Here is a 25,586-nt window from a genome sequence, read left to right as displayed (position 1 = left end):
TCATAGGAGTCCCTCGGCGTGTGCGCGGAGCAGCCGGTCGCGCTGCGTGGGGTACTCGAATCCGGCCGCCGCGGCCACCTCGCGGGCGGCCCGGTCGAAGACCTCGACCGAGGCTCGGAACGCGCGCAGGGCGTCGGCGCCGTCGAACCGGCCGAACACGCCGTGCACGGCCTCCCACAGCGGCGGCGGCAGCCAGCCCGGCATGCCCCGGCCGAGCCCGTGGCCGTCGACCCGATGCCCGCCGACCGTGATCGCGTGCCACTCCAGCAGGCGCAGCAGCCGGGTCTTCGCCGTCCAGTCGCGGGACTTCACCGCCCACAGCTCGCCGCGGGCGACGTACTTCGGCACCCGCAGGACCTCGACCCAGAACCCGTCGGCGAGCCGCCGGAACTCGTCGTGGGTGAGCGGCCCCGGCTCGGGCATCGCCCCGCTGGGCGCGGGCAGCCCGCGGGTGCTGCCGTCGCGGTCCAGCAGGACCCGGTAGCCGCGCTCCCACACGCGGCTGAGCTTCCCGGCGGCCACCATGCCGCCGATCCGGCCCGGGTCGACGATGCTGAGGTCGACGGCGAGCCCGCCCGCGTAGACGAGGCTCCACACCGGCAGGGGGTCGAGCGAGTGCGCGGCCCACACCTCGCCGAAGTCCCGCCACCACGCCCCGGCGAGCAGCTCGGGCGTCACGGCGGCGAAGGTGAGCTCGATGTCCACATCGGACTGCTCGTCCACGCGCGCGTCCGGCTGGGCGAGCGAGCCGAAGAGCACGACCGCGCGCACCTCCTCGCGCGCCCGGCACCAGCCGAGGACGCGCCCGATCAGCTCCTCCCGCGGGCTCACCATGTCAGCGGCAGCGCCTGGACCTGGCGCACCACCAGGCCCTCGACGAGCTTCACCTCCGACTCGGGGATCGCCATCCGGACCTCCGGCATCCAGCGCACGATCCCGGCCAGGGACTCTTGCAGCTCCATTCTTGCCAGGTGTACTCCGATGCAGTGATGAATCCCGATGCCGAACCCGAGGTGCGGGTTGCTCGCCCGGTCCACGTCCATCCGGTGCGGATCGGCGAACACCTCGGGGTCGCGGTTGGCCACCATGAAGGCGAGCAGCACCACGCCGCCCGCCGGGATCGTCACCCCGCTGAGCTCCACGTCCTGCTTGGTGACCCGCGGCAGCATCACCCCCGTGACGCCGATCTGCATGTAGCGCGACAGCTCCTCGACCGTCTTCGGGATGTCCTGCGGGTTCGCGACGACCCGGTCCCAGAGGTCGCGGAAGTGCATCAGCGCCATGAGGAACAGGTTGATCTGGTTCGTCGTGGTCTCGTGGCCGCCGATGAGCAGCCCGATGCAGACCATGAGCATCTCGCGCTCGGTGAGGTGCCCGTGCACCTCCTGCGCGATGATCAGCTCGCTGATCAGGTCGTCGCCGGGCTTCGAGCGCCGCGAGTCGATCAGGCCGGCGAACCCGTCGACCGCGGACTTCGTCCGGGCCGGATCGCGGTTCCAGTCGCCGACCATGATGTCTGACCACTCCTTGCACTTGCCGCGGTCCTCCACGGCGATGCCCAGCAGCTCGCTGATCACCCAGATCGGGATCGGCGTCGAGAAGTTCGCGACAAGGTCCACCGGGCGCGGCATCGTCATCATGCGCGAGAGCAGCTCGTCGACCATCGCCCGGACCGCGGGCCGGATGCGCTCGACCCGCCGCGGCGTGAACGCGTGCGCGACGAGGCGGCGCATCCGGGTGTGCTTCGGCGGGTCCATGCCCATCAGGGACTCGGTCTCCAGGCCGCCCAGCTCCGCGACGGGCGTCCGCGAGGCCTTGTTGATCTCGCGGCTGAACCGCTGGTAGTCGGTGAGCACCGTGTGCACGTCGGCGTAGCGCGACACGAGCCACGCGGGCGTGCCGTCGGCCATCCGCATCTCCACCACCGGCCGGTCGCGCTGCAGCTCGACGAGCTCGGGGAGCGGCTGGTAGAGCGAGGGCGGCTCGGGCAGGGGGAACGGGATCGGTTCAATCATGGGCCCTCTCCAGGTGTCGTACCGGTGCTGTGCGCGCCAGCCGCGTCAGGTGCCCGGCGACCTCGGCCGGCGCGGGACGGGCGTCGTTGCGCCGCCGCAGCCGCGCGGCCGCCGCCCGCCGGAGGGGGTCGCCGATCAGCTCGGTCACCGCGTCCCGGATCGCGTCGGGCCGGGCCCGCTCGGCCGGGAGCGCGGCGCCCACGCCGGCGGCGACGACCCGCTCCGCGTTGAAGTGCTGATCGCCCACGCGTGGCAGGACGAGCTGCGGCACCCCGCACGCGACGGCGGTCATCGTGGTGCCGGCCCCGCCCTGGTGCACGACCGCCGCGCAGGTCGGCAGGAGCAGGTGGTGGGCGAGGCCCGGCGCCGCCCGCACGTTCGGCGGCAGGACCTGGCCCGGTTCCGGCTCGACGGTCAGCACGAACTCGGCGTCCAGGTCGGCGAGCGCGGCGACGGTCGTGCGCAGGTCGAACGCGGCGAATCCGAGCCGCGGCATCAGGGTCCCCTGGGAGAGCGCGACCCGCGGCCGGTCGGCAGGCCCGTGCAGCCACCGGGGGAGCACCGCGACGCCGTTGTAGGGCACGAACCGGACCGGGCGGTGCGGCCCGGCGAGCGGCACCTGCAGCGGCGGCGGGCACGGGTCCAGGGTGAGCGTGCCGGTCAGCGGCACCTCCGGCGGCGCGACGCCGTAGGGCTCGGCGAGCGGGCCGAGCACGGCGTCGCGGTCGATTGGCAGCGCGAAGTCCGGCCCCCACAGCACGCGCACGGACGGCACGCCCAGCGCCGCGGCGGCCACCGCGGCCCCGAGGTTGTTCTGCTCGTGCACCACGAGGCCGGGCCGGAACCACCGGCCGAAGGCGACGAGGTCGGGCAGCATGGTCGCGGCGTAGGTGTGGGCGACCCCGCCGACGGTGACCGAGCGGGGCAGCGCGCCGCCGGCCGGGCCGCCCCTGGGTTCGTCGCCGGTGTCGTCGCGGATGGGCGCGACCTGGCCGGTGGCCACGGTCGCGAAGTCGAGCCGCGCCCCGACCGGCACGGCCGCCAGCCCGACGCCGGTGACGGCCTCGGTGAGGTCGGCCGGGCAGGCCACCCGCACGTCGTGCCCCGCCGCCCGCAGCGCCCACGCGTGCGGCACGAGGTGGTTGAGGTGCGAGCGCCAGCCCCAGGTGACGACGAGGATCCTCATCCGGCCCTCGCCACGGCGAGCAGGCGGTCGTTGCCGGCCTCGTCGCCGACGGTGACCCGTACGCCGACCTCCGGGAAGGCCCGCACGAGGATGCCGGCGGCCGCGCAGCGCCGCGCGAAGGCGTCGCTGCCGGCGCCGAGCGGGAGCCAGAGGAAGTTGGTCTGCGTCGGTGCGACCGGGAGCCCGGCCGCGGCGAGCGCGGCGGCCAGCCGGTCGCGGACGGCGACGAGCTCCGCGCAGCGGCGGGCGCACTCGTCGAGCGCGCCGGGCTCGAGGCAGGCGAGCGCCGCGACCTGCGCGAGCCCGCCCGGGTAGAACAGCACGCCCGCCATCCGGGCCGGCCCGGCGATCCGGGGCGGGACCACGGCGTACCCGACCCGCAGCGCGGCCAGGCCGTGGGCCTTGGAGAAGGTGCGCACGACGCAGACGTTGTCGTGCGCGCGGCGCAGGGCCAGGCCGTCGGCGTAGTCCCCGTCGGTCACGTACTCCCGGTAGGCCTCGTCGATGATCACGACGACGTCATCCGGGACCCGGGCCAGGAAGGCGGTGATCTCGGCGTGGGTGAGCACGGCGCCGGTCGGGTTGTTCGGGTTGCACAGCAGCACGCACCGGGTCCGCTCGGTGACCGCGGCGGCCATCGCGTCGAGGTCGTGGGTGAGCCCGGCCAGCGGCACCGCCACCGACCGGTTGCGGAGGTTGGCGGCCATCAGCGGGTAGCCCTCGAACGACAGCGCCGGGTGGACGATCTCGTCCCGGCCGGGGTCGAGCGCCTGGATCAGCAGCTGGATGAGCCCGGCGGACCCGGGCCCCAGGACCAGCTCGCCGTCCGGCACGTCGAGGTGCTTCGCCAGCGCCGCGACGAGCTCGGCCGACCGGAAGTCGGGATAGCGCTGCAGCCGGGCCGCCGCCTCCCGCACCGCGTCGAGCACGGCCGGAATCGGCGGGAACGGAGACTCGTTCATCGACAGGTCCACAAGTCGCCCCTCTCCTTGCGGCCGGGGCCACCGACAAGGTATTGATGATGGTCAAACAGTTGGTCACCCTGTCGACGGCCCCGACCGAGGACGGAACCCGCGCCATGAACATCGTCATCGAACCCGGCGCGGGCGCCCTCGGCGCCACGATCGGCGGCGCCGACCTGGAGCAGCTCACCGACGAGGGGTTCGGCGAGATCAAGCGGGCGCTGCTCGAGCACCTCGTCGTCTTCATCCGCGGCCAGGAGCACATCTCCCCGCAGGCGCACATCGCGTTCGGCAACCGCCTCGGCCGCGTCGAGCCGCACTCGCACCTGCAACGGCTCGACGGGCACCCGGAGATCGTCGTCATCGACTCCGAGCGCGGCGGCAAGGTCGACGTCTGGCACACCGACATCACGTACAACCAGCACCCGCCGCTGGCCTCGGTGCTGCGGCTCGTCCGCGTGCCGGGCCGGGGCGGCGACACCATGTGGAGCAACCAGTACCTGGCCTACGAGCGGCTGTCCGCGCCGATCCGCGACCTGCTCGACGGGCTGACCGCGATCCACAGCCAGCCCGGCAACGAGACCACCCGGCGGGCCGAACACCCGGTGGTCCGCGTGCATCCGGAGACCGGGCGCAAGGCCTTGTACGTCAACCGGCTCTTCACCTCGCACATCCCGCAGCTGAGCCGGGGCGAGAGCGACGCCCTGCTCGAGTACCTCTTCGCCTTCGCCGAGCGCCCGGAGCTGACGTGCCGGCACCGGTGGCGGCACGGCGACATCGCGGTCTGGGACAACCGCGTCACCCAGCACTACGCGCTCAACGACTACGACGAGCGCCGGGTCGGCCAGCGGGTCACGGTCTTCGCGGACGAGCCGAAGGGCGGCCCGCCCCGCTGGCCCGTCTACCGCCCGGCGCCCGGCCAGCGGTACTGGCCGTCGCGGGTCAACGCGCGCGAGCAGTACTGAGCTCATGCCGGGCCTCCGAGGCCCCCGAGGCCCCCGGCCACCGCGGCGAGGGCCCGCAGCGCGAGACCACGGGTGATCGCGCCGTTCGGGTAGTACATGTGGTGGCGGATGTAGGCGCAGACCCGGCTCGCGGGCCAGCCGCCGTCCGGGCGCTGGGCGTCCAGCAGCCAGTCGGTGCCCCGCCGGATCGGCTCGGACCCGGGGTCGACGCCGGCCGCGAGCAGGGCCGGCAGCGCCCACGCGGTCTCCTCCACGGTGCCCGCCGAGCCGTCGCCCGCGCCCCAGGAGCCGTCCGCGCACTGAGTGGACAGCAGCCACCCGGCGGCAGCCAGCGCCACGGGGCCGTCGCCGCGCCCGGCCAGGGCGAGCGCGCCGAGCACCATCGCCGTGCCGGAGGTGTGGTCGCGGTACCACAGATTCTCGAACGTGCCGTCGGACGCCTGCCGGCTCTCCAGCCAGTCCAGGGCCGCCCGCACCGCGGGGTCGCCGGCCGGCCGGCCGGACTCGAGCAGCGCGACGACGCCTTGGGCGGTGATGGCCGGGCAGGGGCCGTCGTTGGCCAGCCGGGTGTTGCGCACCCACAGGCTCCACGAGCCGCGGGAGTCCTGGCGGCCGACCAGCCACGCGAGCCCGTCGCGCAGCACCGCGTCGCGGTCGCGGCCGGGGAAGCCGGCCAGCGCGGTCAGGATCTCGGCGGACTCCAGCGTGACCGGCCAGCCGTGCGCGTCGGAGAAGCTCCACCCGCCGGCCGGGCAGTCCAGCACCGTGAACGCGTCGCGCTGCCGGGTGCGGTGGAAGAGGTCGCGGGTGCGGGCCAGCCGCGGGTCGGCGCCGTAGCCCGCGGCGATCAGCCCGGTCGACGCGAACGCCGAACGGGTCAGGTCCAGGTTGGCCACGGCGTCCCAGGAGCCGTCCGCCCGCACCGACCGGCGCAGGAACCCGGCGATCGCGGTGACGATGTCCGGGGCCAGCCCGGCGTGCGCGAGGCCGAGACACACCAGCGCGGCCGGCCACGGGTCCGCGCTGAACGCGCCGGTGCGGCGCTCGTGGTCGTGCACCGCGGCGAGCAGGCGCAGCGCGGCGGGCACGGCCGCCCGGTTGGTCAGCCGGCGCACCGGACCGGGCGGGTCGGCGGCGGCCTGCATCAGGGCCAGCCCGACGAACGGCGCGGTCCGGAACGACACCCGCCGCCGGCGTACCGGGTCGGCCAGCACCACCTCGAGCGGGAGGCGGCGCAGGCTCCCCGCCGGTGCGAACCCGGCGAGCACCTGGAACTGCGCGCAGAGGTGCGCGACCGCCGGGTCGGTCACCGCCTCGACCCCGCCGAGCGCGGCCAGCGCGGCCTGTCCGGCCTCGACCGCGGCGGCGCTCGTGTCCGGCGCGACGATGTGCAGGGCGGCCGCCGCGACGGAGGTCGCGACCGCCTCGCTGCCGGCGCCGACGACGCCGCCCCAGCCGCCGTCGTCGTGCTGCACGCCGCGCAGCCAGGCCGCGCCGGCCGCGACCAGGTCGGCCGAGCCGGACGGTTCCGCGGCCCGCAGGGCGGTGATCGCGCCCGCGGTGCCCAGGATCGAGGCGGGCGGGTCGTCGCCGAAGGCCCCGTCGTCGCGCTGCCGGCGGAACAGGTCCTCGGCGCCGGCGGCGATGGCCCGGCGGACGCGTTGCGGGCGCGGGTCAGACATCGGCCGTCCATTCCGCGGGCCGGTCGGCCGGCCCCAGCTCGTACCATGTCCGCATTCGGCGCTGCGTCCACCAGGTCAGCGCGGCCATCGGCACGAGCAGCGCCACGGCCGTCGTCGCGCCGAGCCCGAGCCCGACGACGGTGGCGGCCAGCCCCAGCCGCTCCAGCACCAGCACCTCGTGGGCGCGCAAAGCGACCCGCACCGGCAGCGCCCGGCGCCGGGGCACCAGCGGGGCGAGCGCGACCGCGCCGGCGGCGGCGACGGCGGCCAGCGGCAGCAGGTGCCCCGGCCCCGCGCCGATCGCGGCCGCGACCATGGCCGCGGCGTAGAACGCGACCGCGGTCCACACCGCGGCCGGGGTACCGCGGCGCACCGGGAGCGTCCGGTAGCCGCCGGCCGCGTCGCCGGCCACGTCGCGCAGGGTGCCGACCAGGTTCGACGCGCAGTCGTGCAGCCAGAACGCGACCGCGAAGACGAGCACCCGCCGGTCGAACATCGGCACGACGGCGGCGCCGAACAGCAGCGTGAGCGCCCCGAGCAGGCCGCGGACGAGGTTGCCGCCCAGCCCCGCCGCCTTGAGGTACAGGCCGTAGGCGACGACGGCGGCGACCGCGCACGCGGCCACGACCGCGGTCGGCCAGCCGCCGACGACGGCCAGCGCCGCGACGGCGAGCATCGCCGTGCTGCCCCACACGAGCGCCGTCCGCGCGGCGAGGCGGCCGGACGGGATCGGCCGGTGCGGCTTGCTGACGGCGTCGAGGTCCCGGTCGAACCAGTCGCTGAGGTAGTGCCCGCCGAGCCAGCCCAGCGTGGGGATGGCCCACGCGACGACCAGCCACAGTGGACGGTGCTCCCCGGCCAGGCCGGCGCCGGCCAGCCCGAGCAGGCCGACGTACCACACGGTGTACGGACGCCAGGTCTGCACGTGCGCGAGCACCGCCGTGCGCAGGCGCCTCATCGCCCGGCTCCCGTCGCCCAGGCCGCCGCCGACGCCAGCAGATCGCGGCTCGCCGACGCCTCGAGCGTGTCCAGCCGGGCGAGCGCCTGCTCCCCGTACTCGGTGGCCCGCGCCCGGGCCCGATCCACCCCGCCGGTGGCGACGAGCATGGCGCGGAACTCGGCGAGCTCGCCCGGTCCGGCCGAGCGCCGGGCCAGCGCGGCCGCGAGCGCCCGGCGGGTGGCCGGGTCGGCGGCCTCGAAGGCGAGCAGCACCGGCAGGGTCGGCCGGCCGTTGGCCAGATCGCTGGTCGAGGGCTTGCCGGTGGCCTCGGGGCCGAGCGTGCACGCGAGCACGTCGTCGCGGATCTGGAAGGCGATGCCGAGCAGTTCGCCGTACTCCCCGAGCCGGTCGGCCCGCTCGGCGTCCGCGCCGCCGAGCAGCGCCCCGATCCGGCAGGCCGCCCGGAACAGCGCGCCGGTCTTCAGCGCGGCCACGGTCAGGTACGCCTCGACGCCGGCCGCCGGGTTGCCGGCCAGCCGAGCCTCGAGGACCTGGCCGCGGCAGAGGTCCGATCCCGCGGCGGCGAGGGCCGTGGCGGCGGCCGTCGCCGCTCTCGCCGGGCGGCACTCGCCGATGGCCGTGAACGCGGCGAAGATGAGGTGGTCGCCCGCGACGATGGCGTCGGGCACCCCGTGCGCGGCGTGCACCGCCGGGCGCGATCGCCGGACGTCGTCGGCGTCGATGATGTCGTCGTGCACCAGCGTCGCGACGTGCAGGTACTCCACGGCGAGCGCCGCCGGCACCACGTCGTCGGGGGCGCCGCCCACCGCCTCGGCGCAGGCGAGGGCCAGCAGCGGGCGCAGCAGCTTGCCCGGCGGCAGCAGCGCGTAGCGCGCCAGCGCGTCCAGCTCGTCGGCGCCGGCGGGCCAGCGCCGGTGCAGCTCGTCGCGGAGCCGGCGCTCGAACGCGGGCTGTTCCGGACGGCCGGAGTTCGCGTGTGCGAGCATCGTCATGGAGCGCACCTCCGCCTCATCGGACGCACTCGAGCAGCACCAGCCCGCCGTCGCCGTGCAGCGTCCGGGCGAGCGTGAGACCCGCGGAGCGGGCGAGCCGGTCGAAGTCGGCGACGCCCCGGGCGCGGCCGCCGACGGTGACGAGCATGTTCAGGTCGTAGTGCGGCCCGCTGCGGAGGACTTCCACGATGAGCACCCGTCCGGCGGCCGCGGCGCAGTGGCCGAGGATGGCGCGGGCGGGCTCGTCGGCCCAGTCGGACAGCACCCGGGAGACGACCGCGACGTCCGCGGCGCACGGCAGGGGCTCGAAGAAGCTCGCGGCCGTGAACCTCGCCCGATCGCCGACCCCCAGCTCGGCGAACGTCGCCGCGGCCGCCGGGGCGGACGCCTGGCGATCCAGCAGTACGCCCCGTAGATGCCCGTGCTTCACGAGCACCTCGGCGAGCAGCCCGCCGTTGCCCCCGCCGACGTCCATGACCTCGGCGACCCCGGACCAGTCGTAGAGGCGGGCGACCTCGGGCGCGGTGCGCCGCTGCTCGGCCCGCATCAGCTCGTCGAAGACGCGGCGGTGGGCCGGGTTCGCGTCGGTGTCCTCCCACAGGGTGCGCCCGTGCACGGCGGCGTACCCGGGCCCGCCGGTGCGCACCGCGTGCAGCAGCCCGGCGTAGGCCAGGTCCATGCGGAACCCGAGCCCGTCGAGGTCCAGCCACTCCCGCCGGCCGCTCCCGCACAGCAGCCGCCCCACCTCGGTCAGCTCGAAGCGCTCCGGCGCGGGCTGCCCGAGGACGCCGCGGCCGGTGAGGTACCGCAGCAGCTGCCCGAGCGCGTCGGCGTCGGTGCCAGTGGCCGCCGCGAGCTCGGCGGGCGAATGCCGGCCGCTCGCGATCAGGTCCGGCAGCCGCAGGGTGGCCGCGACGCGGACGGCGAACGGCCCGCCCAGGTCCACCAGGTCCCGCAGCCGCTCGGCCGGGCCGTCGGCGCTCACCATGCGATCGGGAACGCGGACAGCCCGCAGTTGATCCGCTCGTGCCGCCACGGCAGCTCGTCGATCGGCACCCCCGGCCGCAGCTTCGGGAAGCGCCGCAGCAGCGAGCCGATCGCCGTCTCGATCTCGACCCGCCCCAGCGCGGCGCCCAGGCAGAAGTGCGGGCCCACCCCGAACGTGATGTGCGGATTGGGGGACCGATCGATGTCCAGCTCGCCCGGGCGCGCGAACTTCCCGGGGTCGCGGTTCGCCGCCCACGGCAACGGCATCACCACGTCACCCGGGCGCAGCGCGATCCCGCCGAGCTCGACGGGCGCCATGACCGTCTGCTCCAGGAACGTCGGACTGAGGGAGGTGTACCGCAGCAGCTCGTCGACCGCCGCGGGCAGCCGGGCGGGCTCGTCCCGCAGCCGCTCCATCACGTCCGGATGCTGGAACAGTGCCCGCATCCCCGCACTGATCGAGCCGATCTCCCGCCCGCCGACGAGCACGGTGACGGCCAGCCCGACGATCTCCTCGTCGGTCAGCGAGGGGTCCTCGGCCTGCGCCTCGGCCCACGCCGACAACAGGTCCGGCCCGGGCGCGGCCCGCTTCTCGGCGAGCCGCTGCCGCAGGTAGGCGCGCATCGCGATGGTGGGGTCGGCGGTCTCCGTCGCGGCGTGCGTGTTCACGGCCATGAGCGCCCGGTCCCACTCGGCGAACCGCTCGCGGTCGGCGGCCGGCACCCCCAGCAGCTCGCAGATGACGATCGCGGGCAGCGGCACCACGAGATCGGCCACGAGGTCGCCGGGGCTGCCCCGCCGCTCCATCTCGTCGAGCAGCTCGTCGGTGACCGCCTGGATGCGCGGCCGGTACGCGTCGATCCGCCGTGCGGTGAAGGCGCGCCCGGCCAGGCGCCGCAGCTCGGTGTGGGCCGGGCCGTCCATGCTCAGGTCGCGCACCGGGCAACCGGCCTCGGCCGCGGAGCCGGTGTCGTAGGCCCCGCCGCGGCGTCGGAACCGGATGTCGGTCATCACGGTGCTCACCTCGTCGTAGCCGAGCACCAGCCAGACCAGCCGGCCGTCGGGGAGCCGGACCCGGCTCACCTTCTCGTGCTCGACCATGCGCAGCAGCTCGCCGGGCAGATCGCCGCGAAAGACCTCGAACGGATACTCCCGCACCCCGGGGTGCGCTGTCGCACTGTCGCTCATGGCGTCCTCGCACTGGCTTATTCGAGATGGCCACCGTCGACACATCGACTGACGTCAACGCAAAATGCGTCTTCGGCGTCGCCTGAGATGCTCCAGAGCGTAGATGGGGAGATCGAGGTTCGTAAAGATCTCACGCCGCTATCGGGTATTCGGCAGGGAATGTCCAGAGCGGCGAATGGCGATGATTCACGGTCTTCCGGCGCGGGGTGCGGGCGATGCTTACGCGCCGGCGTCGTGGTAGAACACGCCCGAGTGGGGATTCTGCGAGATCCGCGCGAGCGCATCGTTGACCTCGAAGGCGTACCACTCCGTGTATCCGCACGCGGTGCAGATCCACACCTCGAAGCGGCCGGCCTCGAGACGCCGGCGCAACTCCGCCCCGACCGCCGCTCCGGAGTGCAGCCGGGAGATGCCCGGCAGCGGCAGGACGACATTGCTGCTGTCGTTGTCGGGAACCATGAAGGGGTTGATCTGCCACAGGCGCGGGCACTGGCACTTCACGCAATGACGGCTCATACGCATGGGCGTCAGGGTAGATGCCGGCTAGGGGACCGGGCCGGTGGAGGCGCGCACGATCAACCGGGTCGGCAGGGGCGTGCGCGCGCCGCCCGCGCGCCCGCGCTCGTTGAGCAGGTCGGTGAGCAGGTCGATGCCGGCCCGGCCGCACCGGTCCTTCGGCTGGCTGACGGTCGACAGGGCGGGGCTGACGAGGGCCGAGGCCGGGATGTCGTCGAAGCCGATGATGCTCACGTCGTCGGGCACTCTGACCCCGCGGGCGCCGAACCGGCTGATGAGGCCCAGCCCGATCATGTCGTTGTAGGCGATGACCGCGGTGACGGACGCGGCCAGCACCAGGTCGGCGCCGGCGACGCCGCCCTCGAAGTCGGGGGAGACGTTGCCCGCCTCGACCACCTCGAGGCGCATGGCCGCCGCGACGCTGCGCACGGCGCGCAGCCGTTCCCGGTTGACCCACGAGGTGCGGGGGCCGGCGACGTAGGCGACCCGCCGGTGGCCGAGCGCGGCGAGGTGGGCGAGCGCCTGGCGGACGCCGTCGGCGTTGTCGAAGATGATGGACGGCAGCTGACCGACCCGGCGGTTGAGCAGGACCACCGGGATGTCGTCGCACACGGCGCGCAGGTCGTCGTCGCCGGCGCGGGGCGCGCACAGCACGAAGCCGTCGACCTGTTTGGTGAGCGTGCGGATGAGGTCCATCTCGATGGCGGGGTCCTCGTCGGAGTCGGCCAGCAGCACCGACAGCCCGAACTCGCGGGAGCGGCGCTGGGCGGCCTTGACGATGCCCGGGAAGAACGGGTTGGCGATGTCGGGCACCACGAACCCGATGGTGCCGGTGCGTCCGGTGCTCAGGCCGCGGGCGATCCGGCTCGGGTGGTACCCGAGCCGGGCGACGGCCCGCTCGACCCGCTCCCGGGTCTCGGGCCGCACCCGCTCCGGTGCGGCGAGTGCGCGCGAGACCGACGACTGGGAGACCCCGGCGAGCCGGGCGACGTCCTTGATCGTCGCCGCCATGAGACGCCTCCTGGAAGCGGTTCCAGATCTTGTCAGACCCGACGGTAGCACGATGCATGTCAATGTGAAATCCGTCGATATTCAACCGTTGACAAAGCCGACGCGCCGGGATCAGTGTGGGAACCGTTTCCGGCGCGCTCCGTCCGCCAACCCGCCCGGAGACCACTGTCGCCGCGTGCCGTTGCGCGCCCTTCCCCCAAAGCCGGATGCCGTGCTGCGCAACGGGTTCGCCCGCCCTGCCGAGGAGAGTCGATGCGATGAAGAGAAGAAACGTGCTCGGGATGGCCGCCGGGCTGTCGATCGGCGCCGTCGCGGTGCCGGGCCAGGCCGAGGCGGCCACCGGGGAGCAGCTGAGCAACTACGCCTCGCACGTGACGGACGCGCGCAGCATCACCGTCACCAGCGCCACGGGCCAGCGGCTGAAGATCACCGCGTACGGCAACCAGATCGTCCGGGTCCGCGCGATCCGCAGCGGGGAGACGTTCTTCGCCGACACGCGCTACGAGATGGTGGTGCCGGCCAACCACGCGGGCATGGGCGGCACCCTGAGCGTCACCGACTCCGGCACCGCGCTGACGATCGTCACCGGCGCGGCGGACGGCATCCGGGTCGTGCTGCAGAAGAACCCGCTGCGGCTGGAGTTCTACCACCGCGGCACCGGGGCCCTGCTGGCGAAGGAGGACGCGACCCGCAGCATCACCTGGGGCGGCACCAACAACAGCGTCATCACCGAGGCGTTCGTCCCGCCGCCCGCCGACGAGCACTTCGTCAAGGCGGGGCACGGGTTCTTCGGGCGCTCGCCCCGCATCGACCGGACCGGCGACGTCGTGGCGCACAACTACGGCTCCGTGCGCGGCGACCAGGCGCCCGCGATCGTGCCGCTCTATCTGTCCACCATGGGGTACGGCGTCTTCTTCAACACGACCTTCGACGCCACCTTCTCCTTCGCCAGCGGCACCGCCCGGGACTACGCGTTCTCCGCGGACGACCACGGCACCGCCGGCGTCCGGCCGCAGATGGACTACTTCCTCATCAACGGCCCCGAGTTCGCGAAGCTGCTCGACCGCTACACCCAGCTGACCGGGCGCCCTCGCCTGCCGCAGCTGGCCATCTTCGGCCTGCACATGACCGACAAGAACTTCCCCGACGTCAGCGACGAGAACTGGTGGCGCACGAAGATCACGCAGCACCGCAACGCCGGCTTCCCCTTCGACCACCACGTCAACGACAACCGCTGGCGGTCCGGCACGGGCGCGTGGGGCGGCTCGTGGTTCGAGTTCAGCTCCGTGCGCTGGCCCGACCCGGCCGGCTACCAGGCGTGGGCCGCGGACAACGGCGTGACGGTCACCCTCGACTACAACCGCAACAACTCGAACCTCATGGCCGGCTGGGTCGGCGGGCCGCCGCCCGGCTACAGCTTCAAGGCCGCCGACCTCACCGGGGTCGCGGACAACGGTTCGGTGCCCGACTGGAGCAACCCCGCCACCCGCGCCTGGGTGTGGAACGTCTTCTGGTCCAAGGCACTGAACCCGGCCCTGCACTATCCCGGCGACGGGCTGTGGCTCGACGAGCCCGACGAGCTCGGCCCCATCCCGTTCAACGCCGACACGGCGAACGGCCGGAAGTGGTCGGAGCTGCGCAACGCGTACTTCTTCTACCTGCACAAGGGCGTCGGCGAGGAGGGCTGGGATCCGCAGACCGCCGGTCACATCGGCACCGCGAAGCGCCCGTGGACCTGGAGCCGCGGCGCGTCGGCCGGGCAGCAGCGCTACGGCCACTACTGGACCGGCGACATCGCCTCCACCTACAGCGAGATGCAGCAGCAGATCCGGGGCATGCAGGTCGGCGGGCTGGGCGGCTTCCCGTTCTCCAACATCGACGGCGGCGGCTTCCTCGGCGGGACGGGCGGCCTGATCTCCGAGCCGTTCTACCGCAACTGGACCGCGGCCTGGTCGAGCGTGTCACCGATCTGGCGGCCGCACAGCGGGGCCAGCACCACCTCGCAGGGCGCGATCGCCTCCCGCTGGCCCCTCGACCAGAGCGCGGTCATTCAGGCGGACTTCCGCAAGTACGGCGAGCTGCGCTACACCCTGCTGCCGTACATCTACAGCATCGCCCACGAGGCCGCGGCCACGGGCATGCCGATGGCGCGGGCCATGGTCGTCGACTACCAGACCCGGCCCAACGCGTACTCCCACGACCTGCAATACATGTGGGGGCCGTCGCTGCTCGTCGCGCCCGTGACGTCGGACGGCGGGGCGACCCAGAACGTCTGGCTGCCCGCCGGCGCCACCTGGTACAACCTCTGGGCCGACATCAAGCACGTCGGCACGGACTCGGCCGACCTGCCCTACGTCACCCACACCGGCGAGGTCATCCTGTTCGTCAAGGCCGGCGCGATCCTGCCCAAGTACCAGTACGCGCAGAGCACCGCCTACCTGAACAAGCGGCACCTGGAGATGGAGGTCTACGCCGGCGCCGACGGCACCTTCAACCTGGTGGAGGACGACGGCGTCACCGAGGCCCACCGCGTCTCCGGCGCCAAGAGCGTCACGACCCTCACCTACACCGACGCCGCGACCAGGATCACCGTCGGCCACCCGCAGGGCACCTACACCGGCGCCCCGGCCACGCGCCGCTACGTCGTCCGGCTCCACGGGCTGACGGCCCCCGTCGGCATGCGGGTCAACGGCGGTGCCACGCTGCCGTCCTTCACCACCGAGGCGACCGCCGTCACCAGCGGCGGCGGCACCGTGTGGGACGCCGCCCGCAACGTGCTCTCCGTCGTGACCCCGGCCATCGCCACGGTCGTCGGCGGCGGCGTGGCCGCCACGATCGAGCCGAGCGGATCGGCCTTCCCGGCCGCCACGGGCGGCACCGCCTACCAGGCGGAGCGGGCCACGCTCAGCGGCGCCGCCATCGACACCCGCCACCCGGACTACACCGGAACGGGCTTCGTCGACTTCGCCGACGCCTCGGCCAGCGGCGCCTACGTCCAGTGGACCGTCAACGTCCCGGCCGCGGGCACCAGGACGCTGACGTTCCGCTACGCCAACGGCGGCACCGCCAACCGCCCGCTCGCGATCGCGGTCAACGGCGCCACCGTCAACGGCGCGCTGGCGTTCAACCCGACCGGCTCGTGGAGCACCTGGAGCACCACCTCGTTCACCGCCTCACTGCCCGCCGGCAGCCAGGTCACGGTGCGGGCCACCACCACCGGCGCCAACGGGGCGAACATCGACAGCCTGACCGTCGGCTGAGCGGCGCCGGCGACGTGCTCAGCGCCGGACCGGCACCTCCAGCCCGGCCGCGCCGAGCACGTCGTCGGCCTCCACCTCGGCCGTGGTGAGCGCGACCGGCCGCGCCCGCGGCAGGGCCCAGCCGACCACGGCGGCGGCGATCGCGGCCAGGACCGCGCCGATCACGAAGACGGTCACGAACTGGGCCTCCCGGGGCAGCGGCACCGGGCCCGGGATCGGGTTGCGGGTCATCATGGTGACCACGAACGCGGTGCCCAGGGACATGCCGACCGAGCGGGCGATCGAGTTAACGCTGTTGGCGATGCCGGTCTCGGCCGGCTCGACGTGCGCGATCAGGAGCGCGGGCAGCGCCGCGTAGCCGAACGTGACCCCCGTGTTGACCACCAGGGCCCCGACGATGACCTCCCAGGTCGCCGAGTGCAGCACCGCGAGCATGGCGAAGCCGGCGCCGGCCAGGACCGCCGCGATCACCAGCGTCGGCTTCGCCCCGAACCGGGCGACGAGCCGGCCGCCGAGCGGCGCGGTGATCACGCCGCCGGCCGTGCCCGGCAGCAGGTAGACCAGGCTGGCGGCGAGCACCGAGGCGCCGAAGCCGTAGCCGGCGACCGCGTGCGGCGTCTGCACCAGCGCGGAGACGGCCAGGAAGACGGCGAACATCGCGAAGCCGAGGAACAAGCCGGCCGCGTTGGCCACCACGATCGGGCGGTGGCTGAGCATCCGCGGGCTGACCAGCGGGTGCGTGACGCGCCGCTCGAACAGGACGAAGACGGCCAGCACGACGACCGCGGCGGCCAGCGAGCCGAGCACCCGGGCCGAGCCCCAGCCCCAGCCGTTGCCCTCCTCCAGCGGCAGGATCAGCAGCACCAGGCCGACCCCGAGCAGGACCGCGCCGGCCCAGTCGAGCCAGCCGGTCGCCGCGCCCGCCCGGCGGGGCAGCCGCCAGACGCCGGCCAGGCCGACCGCGGTGAGCGCGGTCGACAGCCAGAACAGCTCGTGGTAGTTGCCGCCGTGGCGCATCAGCAGCCCGGTGACCACGAGGCCGAACCCGGCGCCGATCGAGAGCATGCCGCTGACCAGGGCCATCGCGCCGGTCAGCCGCTGCGGCGGGAGCTCCTCGCGGAGCACGCCGATGGCCAGCGGGAAGAGCCCGAAGCTGGCGGCCTGGGCGACCCGGCCGACGAGCAGCAGCGGAAGGCTGGAGGTGGTGGCGGCGAGCACCGAGCCGAGCAGCACCACGCTCAGCACGCCGAGCATCACCGGGCGGCGGCCGTACAGGTCGCCGAGCCGGCCGAGCATCGGGGTGAACACCGCGGCGGCGAGCAGGTTGGCGGTCACCACCCAGCTGGCCGCGCTGGTCGAGACGCCCAGGTCGGCGCGGATGTCGGCGACGACCGGGACGACCAGGGTCTGCAGCGCCGAGACGAGCAGCACCACGTAGCAGGCGACGGGCAGCGCGAGGCGCGTTCTGAGGATCACAGCCCGAACGTAGACGCGTCGCCCAGGCTTTTCAACACGGTGTCGAAAATAAAAGATGCGGTGTCGATTACACTCGGCGGACGGTACAGTCGACGCCGTGCCAGCCATCAAGAGCCGCCGCGCCCCCACCAAGGGCGACCAGCGGGAGCAGGCCCTGGTCGACGCCGCCCGGGACGTGTTCCGGGACAAGCCGATCAGTCAGGTCACGATCGACGACCTGGCCGGGGCGGCCGGCATCGCACGGTCGGGCTTCTACTTCTACTTCGAGTCGAAGCAGGCGCTGCTCGCCGCGCTCGTCGACCAGCGGCTCGCCGAGGCCGACCTGGAGATGGCCGAGTGGCTCGCCTCGGACGGGCTGGACCGGGGCGCGCTGCGGCGGGGCCTCGCCGGGGGGCTGGCCCGCTGGAAAATCGACGGCCGCTGGCTGCGCGAGGCCTTCATCACGCCCGACCCCGGCCCCGAGGTGCGGCACGTCCGCGACCGGCTGCTGGACGAGGGCTGCACGCTGTTCAGCAAGCGCATCGAGCGTGACGCGCGGGCAGGCCGGACGGTCGTCGGCCCGCCCGACCTGCTCGCCAAGATGGCCATGCACCTGCGCAGCATGACGTTCGCCGACGCCTACGCCGACCCGGGCGCCTACGACGAGGACGAACTGCTCGACACGCTCACCGACGCGATCCTGCGCCTCGTCTACGGCGCGACCCCCGGCAGCGTCCAGGGCTGAGCCGAAGCCGACCTCGCGGCGCCTATCTGTGGTGGCACCAGCCGCAGTGCCGTGACCGGGCCACCCCGAACCGTCAGTCGTGGGGCCCGTGGGCGCGGGCGGTCCGGTGGGACAGCCAGCCCGACATCGCGCGGACGCCGTGGGCGATGGCGCGCTCGTCCGGGTCGAACGCCCCGAAGTGCGGGTACGCCGTCTCGATCGACGCGCCCGGGCGGCGCACGCCGAGGAACGAGTACGTGCCCGGCACCCGCCGCAGGAACAGGCCGAAGTCCTCGCCGTTGAACGGGACGGCGCCGTGCATGACGTCGACGTGGTCGTCGCCCACGCTCCGGCGCAGGTACCGCTCCACCGCCCGCGCGTCGGCCTCGGGCACGATCATCGCCGGGAACGGGTCGGCCGGGTAGGCGACCGTCGCCGGTCCGGCCGCGGCGGCCAGGCGCTCGATGTCGTGGCGGACCGCCGTCCAGCGCGCCTCGGGCCAGCACCGGTACGACACCCGCACCTGCGCCCCGTCCGCCGACGCGTTCATGAACACGAACTCGGCGAGCGGCCCGTGCGGCGTCAGCAGCTCGGTGACGAGCCGCTCCAGCTCGGCCGGGCCCGCCGGCGGGCGTATGGTGCCGAGCCCGTTGATCGCCGCGGCCAGCGAGGCCGCGCGCTCGGCGGCGCCGGTTCCGTCGACGGTCACGGTCGCGTGGTCCTGGCCCGGCATGCCGGTGCCGGGCATGACCACGAAGTCGCCGAGCGGGAACGGGCCGCAGTGCAGGGCGTGGATCTCCTCCGGCCGGGTGTGCTCGAGGACGTGGTCGGCGAGCATCGCGGCCGCGCCCGTGAGCGCCTCCTCGCCGGGCTGGAACACGAAGACGACGGTGCCCGCGAGCCGCCGGCGCCCGCGGGCCAGGGCCTCGGCGACGCCCACGCCGATCGTGGTGTGGATGTCGTGCCCGCACAGGTGCGCGGGCTCGGGTCCGCCGGCGATCTGGTCCTGGGGCGGTACGGCATCCATGTCCGCGCGATAGGCGACGGTCCGGCCCCGTCCGGCCCCGCGGAGCACGCCGACGACGCCGTGGCCGCCGACGCCGGTGGTGACGTCGAGGCCCGCCTTGCGCAGGCGGCGCGCGACCACGGCCGAGGTGTAGCGCTCCTCCCCGGCGGTCTCGGGGTGGCGGTGCAGATCGCGGCGCAGCTCGATGAGATCGTCAGGCTCGTCCACGACGCCGAGCATAGGGACGAAGGCCGATGCTGTGCTGGCCCGCAGGAGGGTGCGGCGGCTGATTGGCATGCGTTCAGCCTGTCGAGTTTCGGACCGCCGCACAGTACCGGTGGCCCCCGTCCATCGAGGAGGGTCAGCCCCACCCCTACAGCCCCGAGGCGGGCAGGCCCTCCAGCGTGAAGCGCTCCTGGAGCCAGGGCAGCAGGTGCTGGTACGCCGTGATCGTGTTCGGCTGTCCGTTGTCGTGCGACAGCACGATCGAGCCCGGCCGCGTGTGCCGCTGCACCTCGTTCACCACGCGCGAGATGTGTGCCGAGGCGTTGCTGTCGTGCGTGTGCTCCCAGTCGCGCGGGTCCACGTCCCAGTAGATCGAGTCCATGCCGAGCGAGCGCGCCTTGGCCACGAGCGCGGGCGTGAAGTTGCCGCCGGGCGCGCGGAAGTACCGGATCGGCGCGTCGGCACCCACCGCCGCGTGGATCATGTCGTTGGTGTGCTTGAGGTCCCAGTCGATGTACGCGTCGTCGCGCTGGGCGAGGTTCAGCAGATGCTGCCACGAGTGGTTGCACAGCGTGTGCCCGTCGGCGTAGATGGCCCGGACGAGGTCGGGCCGGTCGCGGACCCGGAAGCCGACCATGCAGAACGTGGCGTGGATGTGCCGCTCCCGCAGCAGGGCCAGCAGCTTCGGGGTGTTGATCGGGTCCGGTCCGTCGTCGAAGGTCAGCGCGACGGACTGGCTGCGGGTGGTGAGGAACGAGCCGACCGGGCCGTCGCCGTCGTGGAACACCGGCGGGGCCGACGGGCTCGCCGAGGGCGTCGGGGACGGCGGCGCGGCGGCGACCGGGGTCGCGGGAACGGCGGGTGCGGAGGGGCTCGCGGCCGGGTTCACGCGGTCGCTGTCGCGGGCGATCGTGCCCAGCAGGAGCAGTACCGCGGCGATCAGCAGGCCGGAAGTCGCAAGGCGCACACCTACCAGACGGTTGAGGGCCGCGACTGGGTTGCAGCGCGTGCGGGTAGTTGACTGACGTCGATCAAGCCATCGTCTATCGTGGACGTCGGCCAGGTTCGGGGGTTGCGTGGCGCGGCCCGAGAGATATCCTTCCGACCGGACGGTACGCTGTGTCGGCAGGGAGAGGGGAGGCCGCATATGGCCCGTACGACGTCTCCGCGGCCGGAGTCCGCCCGCCGCCGGCAGCGCTGGCCGGGCGGCTACGACCCGGAGAACACGCGCCGGTCGCTCATCGACAGCGCGCTGCAACTCTTCGAGCGCCAGGGCTTCGACCGCACCTCGGTGCAGGAGATCGCCGACCGGGCACAGCTGACGAAGGGTGCGTTCTACCACCACTTCGAGAGCAAGGACGACCTGCTGCGCACGATCCAGGAGGAATACCTGGAGGCGCAGCTGACCGCGATCAAGAAGATCGAGTCCGGCAGCGACGATCCGAAGACCCGCGTGTCCGAGCTGATTCGCTTCAGCCTGACCAGCGTGGCCGAATACCGTGGTCACGTCACGATTTTCTACCAGGAGCGGCGGTACCTCACCGGCGACCTCTTCGCCGAGGTGACCCGCAAGCGCGATCTGGTCGAGGCCGCGTTCGCCGGGATGGTGGCCGACGGCGTGACGCGGGGCGCGTTCCGGGCGGACGTCGACCCGAGGATCGCGACGTTCGGGCTCGTGGGCATGTGCGCGTGGGCGTACCAATGGCTGAACGTCAGCGGCCCGCTCAGCGTGGACGAGGTCGCCCGGCAGTTCGCCGCGATGGTGCTGCAGGGCCTGGAGGCCCCGGCCGCCTGACGCTCAGCTTTCCTTGAAAGGCTGGGGTCATGTCGCCGAAGCCTCGCCGGACGAAGGACCTCGGGCCCGCATGGACCGGCCCGGGGGAGAAGGCCACGCTGCTGGGCGTGCTCGACTACCTGCGCGGCTCGATCGCGGGCAAGGTGGCCGACGTGCCGGAGCCGCAGGTGCGCGCGGCCGGGGTGCCGTCCGGGACCAACCTCCTGGGGCTGGTCAAGCACCTGACGCACGTCGAGCGGTTCTACTTCCTCGGCGAGCCGATCGCGAACCTGCGCCGCACCATGCTCCCCGGCCCCGACGAGACCGTCGACGGCCTGCTCGTCGCCTACCGGCGCACGAACGCCGAGGTGAACGCGGTCGTCGAGGCGTGCCCGGACCTGGGCGGCCCGGCGCCGCGCCCGCCGGGCCGGGGCCCGGCCCCGACGATGCGCTGGGCCCTGGCGCACATGATCGAGGAGACCGCGCGCCACGCCGGTCACGCCGACATCATCCGTGAGCGGCTCGACGGGTCTACGGGCCGCTGACGGCCGCGACCCCCGCCGCGGTCACGCGCCGGGCGGTGGCCACGAGGCTCGCGATCGCGTCGTCCGGGGCCAGGCCGCACAGGTCCGTCAGGGCGAACACCGACTCCGCGCTGACGACGAGCGCGAGGTCGCGGACCAGCTGTTCGACGTCGGCGCGCCCGGCCAGGCCGTTGGCGTCGATCCACGGGACGAGCGCGTGCTCGATCAGCGCGAACCGCTGCGCCGGCCGCTCCCTGGCGGTCGACGGCTTCGCGATGGAGGCGGCCACGACCGCCCGCACGGCGCCCTGCCGGCGCAGGACGGCCCGGCCCAGCACCTCGGCGGCCTGGCCGATCCGCTCGACCGGGTCGTCGCCGGCGGTCATCGAGCGCAGGGCCGCGACCTGGTCCTCCACCATCACGGCGGCGCGCAGGAGCGAGACGAGGTCGGGAAAGTACCGGTACGCGGTCGCCTCGGACACCCGCGCCTCGGCCGCGACCGCCGACATCGTGATCTCCGCGCCGCTGTCCGCGAGGTCACGGGCGGCCGCGAGGATCGCGGACCGGGTGCGTTCCATCTGGTTCGCGCGCATGCTCACTATTGTGCACCCTCGTAATGAGGGTACAGTCGCTTCATGACAGTGAACTCTCATAAGAGGGTCGCGATCGTCGGCCCGGGCGACGGCGAGCTCTTCGTCAACGGCCCGGCGCGGATCCGCATCCTCGAGGACGGCAGCAACACCGGCCACCGCCTCGGCCTCGGCGAGATCACGCTGCCCCCGCGCACCCCCGGCCCGCCGCAGCACCGCCACTCCCAGCACGACGAGGGCTTCTACGTGCTGTCCGGCACCGTGCGGTTCACCGTGGGGCAGGACGACTACGACGCCGGCGCCGGGACCTGGGTCATGGTCCCGCCGGGCGCGCCGCACACGTTCGCCAACGTCAGCGACGACCCCGCGGTCATGCTCAACACCTTCACGCCGGACCTGTACGTGCAGTACTTCCGCGACCTCAAGGACATGGTCGAGTCCGGGCAGCCGCTGACGCCCGGCTCGGTGGCCGCGGTGTGGACGAAGTACGGCACCGAGCCGTCCACCGAGTACGCGTCGTGACCGTGCTGCTGATCGCCAACACCGTCGCCGCCCTCGCCGGGATCGCCTTCGCGGTGGTGGGCGGCGTGCGGCCGGCGGCGCTGAGCGCGAGCGATCCGCCGACCGTCGGCGAGCGCTTCTACGGCTGGATGTACGCCGTGCGGGGCGTGCCGCTGGGGGTGGCGGCCGGCGTGGTGCCGCTGTGGTGGGCGGGGCCGGCCGGCGCCGTCATCCTCCTCGCGGCCGCCGCGTCCCAGGCCGGCGACGCGGCGATCGGCATCGCCCGCCGCAAGTGGACGATGATCGCCGGCGCCTCGCTGCTGACGGTGCTGCACGCGGCCGCGGCCGTCGCCATCGCGTGAGCGAGCGCTGCCGCCCCGGCTGAGCGCCCACGCGGTCAGCGGTCGTTGCGCAGCGCCAGGTAGACGGTGTGCACCAGCATCGGCCGGCGGATGCTGCGCAGCACCGGTTCGAAGAACTCCTGGCGGTACTCCGCGTTCGTCATCGAGGTCGTCGCGAACGACACGCCGCCGAAGGACGCGAGCAGCGCCGACAGTTTGAACAGCGCCTCCGGTACCCCGAGCAGGTTCGACCGCACCGGTGCGTGCCCGATCCACACGGCGGCGGTCTCGTACTGCACCGTGATCAGTCCCAGCGCCACGAAGAACAGGAACAGGCCGAGCCCGATGATCGCGGCCTGCACGAGCAGCCGGACGGTCAGCAGCACCAGCACGTTGAGCTCCTGCCGGTGCTGCAACGGCCGCAGCCGCGCCGGCGGGACGTCCACCCCGGCCAGCGGCGTGCCGTCGCACGCCTCGGCCAGATCCGCCGGGGTGGGCGGCGCGCCGACCGGGTCCCCGTCGTAGCCCTTCACCACCCGCCACGTGGCCAGCCCGACGATTGCCGCCAGCAACACCAGCACCAGCAGCACCCGCGGCCACGAGAGCCGGTCCAGCAGCTGCCACAGCTCGCCGGTGAAGAACAGGAACAGCGTGCCGAACAGCACCACCGGCAGCGACCGGCCGAACGAGCGCGGGATGTCGCCCAGCCCAGTCAGCAGATCGCCGAGCGCGTGCCGCAGCGCCGGGACCACGCCGTACGCGGTCGCGAGGTAGCCGCCGACGAACGTGGCCGCGAAGAGGGCCAGCCCGACGAACCCGACGATCAGCGCGGGGTCGGCGCCGACCGTCGCGGCGAGCGCGGGGCTGAACGCGCCCGGCCGCATCGCGTGGACCAGCGGGCCGCCGAGCGTGAACACCGCCGCGAAGAACACGGCCACCCCGACCACCCCGGCGCGTGGGAGCCGCGGCGGGCGGCGGCCGTTGAGGCCCGTGGTGAACGGCCAGATCGCGACCAGCACCAGCAGCGGCAGGGCCAGCGACGCGAACGCGCCGACGGAGGCGGCCTGGAGCAGCCAGTACAGCGCGGCGCCGGTCAGCAACGGCAGCATCCGCGGCACCACCTGGGCGCGCGCGGAGAAGTCGGCGACGAGCTGGGGCAGCGCGGCCCGGACGAACCAGCGCTCGGTGCGGTGCAGGGTGGCCGCCGGGGTTGCCTTCACACAGGAGATCGAATCACGACGCCTGGAGAATTTCGAACGCCCGCGCCATCGCCTTGAGCTGCGCCTTGTTGAACAGCTCGGCGAAGGCCGGGACGATGACGTCCTCGGCGAACCTCCGGCCCCCCGGCGCGGCGCCGGCCGGGTCGCTCATCCACGGGAAGCGGTCATGGTGCGCGCGGATGGCCACGGCCATCTGCGCGGCCAGCTCGTCGATCGCCGCGTCGTCCGCGTCCTCGGCGATCGTCTCGAACGCGTCCTCGAAGTCGTCCCGCCCCGACACGAGCAGCCGCAGGTCGTCGAGCGCGTCGCCGTCGAACACCCGCGAGAAGACGGCGGCCAGCGCCCGGCCCCGCTCGCCGAGCTTGTCGGCGACCGGCCCGAACGGCGGCGGCGTGTCGATCGGCGCCCGGTGCCGGAGGGTGACGGCGAGCTCGGCCCGGATCCGCTGCAGCCGCGCGATGGTGCCGGCGAGCTCGGCGTCCAGCATCCGGATGGCCTCGTCGGGGTCCTCGTCCGCCCGCCCCATCGCGCCGATCTGCGCCAGGGGCACGCCGAGGTCGCTCATCCGCTTGATCTGCAGCAGCCGGACGAGGTGACCGGGCTTGTACTGCTTGTAGCCGTTCGACATCCGCTCGGGCTCGTCGAGCAGCCCGATGCGGTGGTAGTGGCGCACCGCCTTGACGGTGACGCCGCCGAGCTCGGCGAGCTGCCTGGTACTCCACGCCATGGAGCCAGTGAAGACCATGCCCCAGGGGCACGGTCAAGCACTTGACCCGGCCCCAAGGGCACGCTCTGCACTGGAGCCCATGACGGAAACCCCAGATCGCCGGCCCGGCTGGCTCGAGCTCGGCGTCGCCCTCATCGCGGCCGTGGTGGTGTACGCCGGCGGCCTCGTCCTGCTCGTGGCGTTCCCGGCGGGCACCCCGGCCCTCGAGGGCATCGCCCAGCTCGCGTTCTCCGGCCTGGCGCCCCTCGCCGTGTTCGCGATCGTCGTGGCGGTCCGCATCCGCGGCCTCCGGGCGTTCGGCGTGCGCCGCGTCGACCCGAAATGGCTGCTCGTCGCGGTCGGTCTCGCCGCGGCGTGCCTCGCCGTGATCCGGACCTTCGACGTCGTCGTCGCGCGGCTGTACCCGAACCTCGACGACGCCCAGGGCGACCTGCGCGCCGCGTCCGCCGCCGGCCTCGCCACGCTGATCGGCACCATCGCCCTGGGCGGCCTGCTGACCCCGCTGGGCGAGGAGCTGCTGTTCCGGGGCGTGATCGCCCGCTTCCTGCAGCGCTGGGGCACCTGGGTGACCGTGCTCGTGAGCGCCTTCGTCTTCGCGCTCTGGCACGGCATCAGCCTCGTGTTCCCGTCCGCGTTCCTCGTCGGCCTCGTCAACGGCTGGCTGCTCTGCCGGACCAGGTCGATCTGGCCCGGCGTCGTCCTGCACGCTGTCTACAACACGTCGTTTCTCCTCCTCTACGCGTTCGCGTGACCCGCGTCCGCGCCGGCTAGGTGC

General features: G+C 73.8%; 25 protein-coding genes. 8 read left to right on the top strand and 17 right to left on the bottom strand.

From position 1 onward, the window contains the following. Genes ABT369_RS32055 through ABT369_RS32040 form a run of 4 tightly spaced genes read right to left on the bottom strand, consistent with a single transcriptional unit; the run spans position 1 to position 4,175 of the window. Positions 1-834: an aminoglycoside 6-adenylyltransferase gene (locus ABT369_RS32055; protein ID WP_350617654.1), complete on the bottom strand. Its 834-nt coding sequence runs from the start codon at positions 832-834 to the stop codon at positions 1-3. Continuing rightward, positions 828-2,015, bottom strand: a complete 1,188-nt coding sequence (locus tag ABT369_RS32050; RefSeq protein ID WP_350617653.1) for a cytochrome P450 — start codon at positions 2,013-2,015, stop codon at positions 828-830. Before ABT369_RS32050 ends, ABT369_RS32055 begins: the two co-directional genes overlap by 7 nt. Beyond that, positions 2,008-3,201 (bottom strand): nucleotide disphospho-sugar-binding domain-containing protein, encoded by a 1,194-nt coding sequence (locus ABT369_RS32045; RefSeq protein ID WP_350617652.1) that lies wholly within the window; start codon positions 3,199-3,201, stop codon positions 2,008-2,010. Before ABT369_RS32045 ends, ABT369_RS32050 begins: the two co-directional genes overlap by 8 nt. Further along, positions 3,198-4,175, bottom strand: a complete 978-nt coding sequence (locus ABT369_RS32040; RefSeq protein ID WP_350617651.1) for an aminotransferase class I/II-fold pyridoxal phosphate-dependent enzyme — start codon at positions 4,173-4,175, stop codon at positions 3,198-3,200. The genes ABT369_RS32045 and ABT369_RS32040 overlap by 4 nt, the downstream gene beginning before the upstream one ends. 47 nt (positions 4,176-4,222) lie before the next feature. Here ABT369_RS32040 and ABT369_RS32035 point away from each other — a divergent pair, with 47 nt between their 5' ends. Further along, positions 4,223-5,128 carry a TauD/TfdA dioxygenase family protein gene (locus ABT369_RS32035; RefSeq protein ID WP_350617650.1) on the top strand — a complete coding sequence of 302 codons (906 nt, stop codon included), beginning with the start codon at positions 4,223-4,225 and terminating at the stop codon, positions 5,126-5,128. A gap of 2 nt (positions 5,129-5,130) precedes the next feature. Here the strand turns inward: ABT369_RS32035 and ABT369_RS32030 are convergent, their stop codons facing one another. The 7 genes from ABT369_RS32030 to ABT369_RS32000 all read right to left on the bottom strand — a co-directional run bounded on the left by ABT369_RS32030 (position 5,131) and on the right by ABT369_RS32000 (position 12,465). Next, complete coding sequence (locus ABT369_RS32030) at positions 5,131-6,810, bottom strand: prenyltransferase/squalene oxidase repeat-containing protein (RefSeq protein ID WP_350617649.1); 1,680 nt, start codon at positions 6,808-6,810, stop codon at positions 5,131-5,133. Beyond that, complete coding sequence (locus ABT369_RS32025) at positions 6,803-7,768, bottom strand: UbiA family prenyltransferase (protein ID WP_350617648.1); 966 nt, start codon at positions 7,766-7,768, stop codon at positions 6,803-6,805. The genes ABT369_RS32030 and ABT369_RS32025 overlap by 8 nt, the downstream gene beginning before the upstream one ends. Then, positions 7,765-8,763, bottom strand: a complete 999-nt coding sequence (locus ABT369_RS32020; RefSeq protein WP_350617647.1) for a polyprenyl synthetase family protein — start codon at positions 8,761-8,763, stop codon at positions 7,765-7,767. The genes ABT369_RS32025 and ABT369_RS32020 overlap by 4 nt, the downstream gene beginning before the upstream one ends. A gap of 16 nt (positions 8,764-8,779) precedes the next feature. Further along, on the bottom strand, positions 8,780-9,748 hold the full coding sequence (locus tag ABT369_RS32015) for a methyltransferase (RefSeq protein WP_350617646.1): 969 nt from the start codon (positions 9,746-9,748) through the stop codon (positions 8,780-8,782). Further along, positions 9,745-10,938: a cytochrome P450 gene (locus tag ABT369_RS32010; RefSeq protein ID WP_350617645.1), complete on the bottom strand. Its 1,194-nt coding sequence runs from the start codon at positions 10,936-10,938 to the stop codon at positions 9,745-9,747. Before ABT369_RS32010 ends, ABT369_RS32015 begins: the two co-directional genes overlap by 4 nt. A gap of 219 nt (positions 10,939-11,157) precedes the next feature. Then, positions 11,158-11,460 carry a hypothetical protein gene (locus ABT369_RS32005; RefSeq protein ID WP_350617644.1) on the bottom strand — a complete coding sequence of 101 codons (303 nt, stop codon included), beginning with the start codon at positions 11,458-11,460 and terminating at the stop codon, positions 11,158-11,160. 21 nt (positions 11,461-11,481) lie between these two features. Next, entirely contained in the window at positions 11,482-12,465 is a 984-nt protein-coding gene (locus ABT369_RS32000) for a LacI family DNA-binding transcriptional regulator (RefSeq protein WP_350617643.1), read from the bottom strand. A 257-nt stretch (positions 12,466-12,722) separates the two neighbouring features. Here ABT369_RS32000 and ABT369_RS31995 point away from each other — a divergent pair, with 257 nt between their 5' ends. Continuing rightward, a complete protein-coding gene (locus tag ABT369_RS31995) occupies positions 12,723-15,725 on the top strand; it encodes a TIM-barrel domain-containing protein (RefSeq protein ID WP_350617642.1) in 3,003 nt (1,000 codons plus the stop codon). A gap of 18 nt (positions 15,726-15,743) precedes the next feature. Here the strand turns inward: ABT369_RS31995 and ABT369_RS31990 are convergent, their stop codons facing one another. Then, positions 15,744-17,201 carry an MFS transporter gene (locus tag ABT369_RS31990; RefSeq protein WP_350617641.1) on the bottom strand — a complete coding sequence of 486 codons (1,458 nt, stop codon included), beginning with the start codon at positions 17,199-17,201 and terminating at the stop codon, positions 15,744-15,746. A 97-nt stretch (positions 17,202-17,298) separates the two neighbouring features. Here ABT369_RS31990 and ABT369_RS31985 point away from each other — a divergent pair, with 97 nt between their 5' ends. Then, the gene (locus ABT369_RS31985; RefSeq protein ID WP_350617640.1) at positions 17,299-17,925 is read left to right on the top strand and encodes a TetR/AcrR family transcriptional regulator; all 627 of its coding nucleotides are present in this window, start codon (positions 17,299-17,301) and stop codon (positions 17,923-17,925) included. Between the two features lie 73 nt (positions 17,926-17,998). On the opposite strand, the gene ABT369_RS31980 is transcribed toward ABT369_RS31985, so the two are convergent. Beyond that, complete coding sequence (locus ABT369_RS31980; protein WP_350617639.1) at positions 17,999-19,138, bottom strand: M20 metallopeptidase family protein; 1,140 nt, start codon at positions 19,136-19,138, stop codon at positions 17,999-18,001. A gap of 145 nt (positions 19,139-19,283) precedes the next feature. After that, complete coding sequence (locus ABT369_RS31975; protein ID WP_350617638.1) at positions 19,284-20,102, bottom strand: polysaccharide deacetylase family protein; 819 nt, start codon at positions 20,100-20,102, stop codon at positions 19,284-19,286. Between the two features lie 180 nt (positions 20,103-20,282). On the opposite strand from ABT369_RS31975, the gene ABT369_RS31970 reads away from it, so the two are divergent. Continuing rightward, a complete protein-coding gene (locus ABT369_RS31970) occupies positions 20,283-20,930 on the top strand; it encodes a TetR-type transcription factor C-terminal domain-containing protein (protein WP_350617637.1) in 648 nt (215 codons plus the stop codon). A gap of 29 nt (positions 20,931-20,959) precedes the next feature. Further along, complete coding sequence (locus ABT369_RS31965; RefSeq protein WP_350617636.1) at positions 20,960-21,454, top strand: DinB family protein; 495 nt, start codon at positions 20,960-20,962, stop codon at positions 21,452-21,454. Here the strand turns inward: ABT369_RS31965 and ABT369_RS31960 are convergent. Next, positions 21,441-22,025, bottom strand: a complete 585-nt coding sequence (locus ABT369_RS31960; protein WP_350617635.1) for a TetR/AcrR family transcriptional regulator — start codon at positions 22,023-22,025, stop codon at positions 21,441-21,443. The genes ABT369_RS31965 and ABT369_RS31960 overlap by 14 nt on opposite strands. A gap of 42 nt (positions 22,026-22,067) precedes the next feature. Here ABT369_RS31960 and ABT369_RS31955 point away from each other — a divergent pair, with 42 nt between their 5' ends. Next, a complete protein-coding gene (locus tag ABT369_RS31955; protein WP_350617634.1) occupies positions 22,068-22,544 on the top strand; it encodes a cupin domain-containing protein in 477 nt (158 codons plus the stop codon). Further along, complete coding sequence (locus tag ABT369_RS31950) at positions 22,541-22,885, top strand: hypothetical protein (RefSeq protein WP_350617633.1); 345 nt, start codon at positions 22,541-22,543, stop codon at positions 22,883-22,885. The genes ABT369_RS31955 and ABT369_RS31950 overlap by 4 nt, the downstream gene beginning before the upstream one ends. A 35-nt stretch (positions 22,886-22,920) precedes the next feature. On the opposite strand, the gene ABT369_RS31945 is transcribed toward ABT369_RS31950, so the two are convergent. Continuing rightward, complete coding sequence (locus tag ABT369_RS31945) at positions 22,921-24,084, bottom strand: hypothetical protein (protein WP_350617632.1); 1,164 nt, start codon at positions 24,082-24,084, stop codon at positions 22,921-22,923. 13 nt (positions 24,085-24,097) lie between these two features. Beyond that, complete coding sequence (locus ABT369_RS31940; protein ID WP_350617631.1) at positions 24,098-24,811, bottom strand: helix-turn-helix domain-containing protein; 714 nt, start codon at positions 24,809-24,811, stop codon at positions 24,098-24,100. A 79-nt stretch (positions 24,812-24,890) separates the two neighbouring features. On the opposite strand from ABT369_RS31940, the gene ABT369_RS31935 reads away from it, so the two are divergent. Further along, positions 24,891-25,562, top strand: coding sequence for a CPBP family intramembrane glutamic endopeptidase (locus tag ABT369_RS31935; protein WP_350617630.1), 672 nt, complete (start codon positions 24,891-24,893; stop codon positions 25,560-25,562). The last annotated feature ends 24 nt before the right edge of the window (positions 25,563-25,586 follow it).

This window comes from Dactylosporangium sp. NPDC000244, from assembly GCF_040300725.1.
GTDB lineage: Bacteria > Actinomycetota > Actinomycetes > Mycobacteriales > Micromonosporaceae > Dactylosporangium.
Note: the sequence above shows the minus strand (reverse complement) of the source record. Positions and strands in the feature narration are given on the sequence as shown.

Bases quoted from the DNA above. Each gene is read 5' to 3' on its own strand.
- ABT369_RS32055 (WP_350617654.1), bottom strand. From the start codon at position 834: ATGGTGAGCCCGCGGGAGGAGCTGATCGGGCGCGTCCTCGGCTGGTGC.
- ABT369_RS32050 (WP_350617653.1), bottom strand. From the start codon at position 2,015: ATGATTGAACCGATCCCGTTCCCCCTGCCCGAGCCGCCCTCGCTCTAC.
- ABT369_RS32045 (WP_350617652.1), bottom strand. From the start codon at position 3,201: ATGAGGATCCTCGTCGTCACCTGGGGCTGGCGCTCGCACCTCAACCAC.
- ABT369_RS32035 (WP_350617650.1), top strand. From the start codon at position 4,223: ATGGTCAAACAGTTGGTCACCCTGTCGACGGCCCCGACCGAGGACGGA.
- ABT369_RS32030 (WP_350617649.1), bottom strand. From the start codon at position 6,810: ATGTCTGACCCGCGCCCGCAACGCGTCCGCCGGGCCATCGCCGCCGGC.
- ABT369_RS32025 (WP_350617648.1), bottom strand. From the start codon at position 7,768: ATGAGGCGCCTGCGCACGGCGGTGCTCGCGCACGTGCAGACCTGGCGT.
- ABT369_RS32020 (WP_350617647.1), bottom strand. From the start codon at position 8,763: ATGACGATGCTCGCACACGCGAACTCCGGCCGTCCGGAACAGCCCGCG.
- ABT369_RS32010 (WP_350617645.1), bottom strand. From the start codon at position 10,938: ATGAGCGACAGTGCGACAGCGCACCCCGGGGTGCGGGAGTATCCGTTC.
- ABT369_RS32005 (WP_350617644.1), bottom strand. From the start codon at position 11,460: ATGCGTATGAGCCGTCATTGCGTGAAGTGCCAGTGCCCGCGCCTGTGG.
- ABT369_RS32000 (WP_350617643.1), bottom strand. From the start codon at position 12,465: ATGGCGGCGACGATCAAGGACGTCGCCCGGCTCGCCGGGGTCTCCCAG.
- ABT369_RS31995 (WP_350617642.1), top strand. From the start codon at position 12,723: ATGAAGAGAAGAAACGTGCTCGGGATGGCCGCCGGGCTGTCGATCGGC.
- ABT369_RS31970 (WP_350617637.1), top strand. From the start codon at position 20,283: ATGGCCCGTACGACGTCTCCGCGGCCGGAGTCCGCCCGCCGCCGGCAG.
- ABT369_RS31965 (WP_350617636.1), top strand. From the start codon at position 20,960: ATGTCGCCGAAGCCTCGCCGGACGAAGGACCTCGGGCCCGCATGGACC.
- ABT369_RS31960 (WP_350617635.1), bottom strand. From the start codon at position 22,025: ATGCGCGCGAACCAGATGGAACGCACCCGGTCCGCGATCCTCGCGGCC.
- ABT369_RS31955 (WP_350617634.1), top strand. From the start codon at position 22,068: ATGACAGTGAACTCTCATAAGAGGGTCGCGATCGTCGGCCCGGGCGAC.
- ABT369_RS31940 (WP_350617631.1), bottom strand. From the start codon at position 24,811: ATGGCGTGGAGTACCAGGCAGCTCGCCGAGCTCGGCGGCGTCACCGTC.
- ABT369_RS31935 (WP_350617630.1), top strand. From the start codon at position 24,891: ATGACGGAAACCCCAGATCGCCGGCCCGGCTGGCTCGAGCTCGGCGTC.